Annotated in this window: 1 rRNA gene; it reads left to right on the forward strand. The window is 56.8% G+C overall.

The window, feature by feature from the left end:
* The first annotated feature begins 59 nt into the window (after positions 1-59).
* Positions 60-3184 (forward strand): 23S ribosomal RNA (locus ACZ4NT_RS38655).
* Positions 3185-3205: the final 21 nt, after the last annotated feature.

Consider the following 3205-nt stretch of genomic DNA (forward strand, 5'->3'; position numbering starts at 1 on the left):
GCAGGGTGATGGGTGGTTGGTCGTTGTTTGAGAACTGCACAGTGGACGCGAGCATCTGTGGCCAAGTTTTTAAGGGCGCACGGTGGATGCCTTGGCACCAGGAACCGATGAAGGACGTGGGAGGCCACGATAGTCCCCGGGGAGTCGTCAACCAGGCTTTGATCCGGGGGTTTCCGAATGGGGAAACCCGGCAGTCGTCATGGGCTGTCACCCACTGCTGAACACATAGGCAGTGTGGAGGGAACGCGGGGAAGTGAAACATCTCAGTACCCGCAGGAAGAGAAAACAACCGTGATTCCGGGAGTAGTGGCGAGCGAAACTGGATGAGGCTAAACCTACGACGTGTGAGACCCGGCAGGGGTTGCGTCGTGGGGGTTGTGGGATTTCTCTTTCACGGTCTGCCGGCCGTGAGACGAGTCAGAAACCGTTGATGTAGGCGAAGGACATGCGAAAGGTCCGGCGTAGAGGGTAAGACCCCCGTAGTCGAAACATCAGCGGCTCGTTTGAGAAACACCCAAGTAGCACGGGGCCCGAGAAATCCCGTGTGAATCTGGCGGGACCACCCGCTAAGCCTAAATATTCCCTGGTGACCGATAGCGGATAGTACCGTGAGGGAATGGTGAAAAGTACCGCGGGAGCGGAGTGAAATAGTACCTGAAACCGTGTGCCTACAAGCCGTGGGAGCGTCGCTGTATGTGCTTGCACATGCAGTCGTGACTGCGTGCCTTTTGAAGAATGAGCCTGCGAGTTTGCGGTGTGTTGCGAGGTTAACCCGTGTGGGGAAGCCGTAGCGAAAGCGAGTCCGAATAGGGCGATTTAGTAGCGCGCTCAAGACCCGAAGCGGAGTGATCTAGCCATGGGCAGGTTGAAGCGGAGGTAAGACTTCGTGGAGGACCGAACCCACCAGGGTTGAAAACCTGGGGGATGACCTGTGGTTAGGGGTGAAAGGCCAATCAAACTCCGTGATAGCTGGTTCTCCCCGAAATGCATTTAGGTGCAGCGTCGTGTGTTTCTTGCCGGAGGTAGAGCACTGGATAGGCGATGGGCCCTACCGGGTTACTGACCTTAGCCAAACTCCGAATGCCGGTAAGTGAGAGCACGGCAGTGAGACTGTGGGGGATAAGCTCCATGGTCGAGAGGGAAACAGCCCAGAGCATCGACTAAGGCCCCTAAGCGTACGCTAAGTGGGAAAGGATGTGGAGTCGCACAGACAACCAGGAGGTTGGCTTAGAAGCAGCCACCCTTGAAAGAGTGCGTAATAGCTCACTGGTCTAGTGATTCCGCGCCGACAATGTAGCGGGGCTCAAGCGTACCGCCGAAGTCGTGTCATTCCAGCACATACCCCCAACGGGGGCTGGGATGGGTAGGGGAGCGTCGTGTGCCGGGTGAAGCCGCAGCGGAAGCTAGTGGTGGACGGTTCACGAGTGAGAATGCAGGCATGAGTAGCGATACACACGTGAGAAACGTGTGCGCCGATTGACTAAGGGTTCCTGGGTCAAGCTGATCTGCCCAGGGTAAGTCGGGACCTAAGGCGAGGCCGACAGGCGTAGTCGATGGATAACCGGTTGATATTCCGGTACCCGCTGTGAAGCGTCAAACATCGAGCCCATTAATGCTAAGGCCGTGAAGCCGTTCCGGACCCTTCGGGGAAAGGAAAGTGGTGGAGCCGCCGACCCAAGGTGGTAGTAGGTGAGTGATGGGGTGACGCAGGAAGGTAGTCCATCCCGGGCGGTGGTTGTCCCGGGGTAAGGGTGTAGGACGTCAGGTAGGTAAATCCGCCTGGCACATAGTCTGAGACCTGATGCCGAGCCGATTGTGGTGAAGTGGATGATCCTATGCTGTCGAGAAAAGCCTCTAGCGAGTTTCATGGCGGCCCGTACCCTAAACCGACTCAGGTGGTCAGGTAGAGAATACCGAGGCGTTCGGGTGAACTATGGTTAAGGAACTCGGCAAAATGCCCCCGTAACTTCGGGAGAAGGGGGGCCATCACTGGTGAGAGCACTTGCTGCTTGAGCTGGGGGTGGCCGCAGAGACCAGCGAGAAGCGACTGTTTACTAAAAACACAGGTCCGTGCGAAGCCGTAAGGCGATGTATACGGACTGACGCCTGCCCGGTGCTGGAACGTTAAGGGGACCGGTTAGTGCACTTTCGGGTGTGCGAAGCTGAGAACTTAAGCGCCAGTAAACGGCGGTGGTAACTATAACCATCCTAAGGTAGCGAAATTCCTTGTCGGGTAAGTTCCGACCTGCACGAATGGCGTAACGACTTCTCGACTGTCTCAACCATAGGCCCGGTGAAATTGCACTACGAGTAAAGATGCTCGTTTCGCGCAGCAGGACGGAAAGACCCCGGGACCTTTACTACAGTTTGATATTGGTGTTCGGTTCGGCTTGTGTAGGATAGGTGGGAGACTGTGAACTCTGAGCGCCAGCTCAGGGGGAGTCGTCGTTGAAATACCACTCTGGTCGTGCTGGATGTCTAACCTGGGTCCGTGATCCGGATCAGGGACAGTGTCTGATGGGTAGTTTAACTGGGGCGGTTGCCTCCCAAAGAGTAACGGAGGCGCCCAAAGGTTCCCTCAGCCTGGTTGGTAATCAGGTGTTGAGTGTAAGTGCACAAGGGAGCTTGACTGTGAGACCGACGGGTCGAGCAGGGACGAAAGTCGGGACTAGTGATCCGGCGGTGGCTTGTGGAAGCGCCGTCGCTCAACGGATAAAAGGTACCCCGGGGATAACAGGCTGATCTTCCCCAAGAGTCCATATCGACGGGATGGTTTGGCACCTCGATGTCGGCTCGTCGCATCCTGGGGCTGGAGTCGGTCCCAAGGGTTGGGCTGTTCGCCCATTAAAGCGGTACGCGAGCTGGGTTTAGAACGTCGTGAGACAGTTCGGTCCCTATCCGCTGTGCGCGTAGGAATATTGAGAAGGGCTGTCCCTAGTACGAGAGGACCGGGACGGACGAACCTCTGGTGTGCCAGTTGTCCTGCCAAGGGCATGGCTGGTTGGCTACGTTCGGGAGGGATAACCGCTGAAAGCATCTAAGCGGGAAGCCTGCTTCGAGATGAGTATTCCCACCCCCTTTGAGGGGTTAAGGCTCCCAGTAGACGACTGGGTTGATAGGCCAGATCTGGAAGCACCGCAAGGTGTGGAGGTGACTGGTACTAATAGGCCGAGGGCTTGTCCTCAGTTGCTCGCGTCCACTGTGT

Source organism: Streptomyces sp. NPDC026417 (assembly GCF_055567695.1).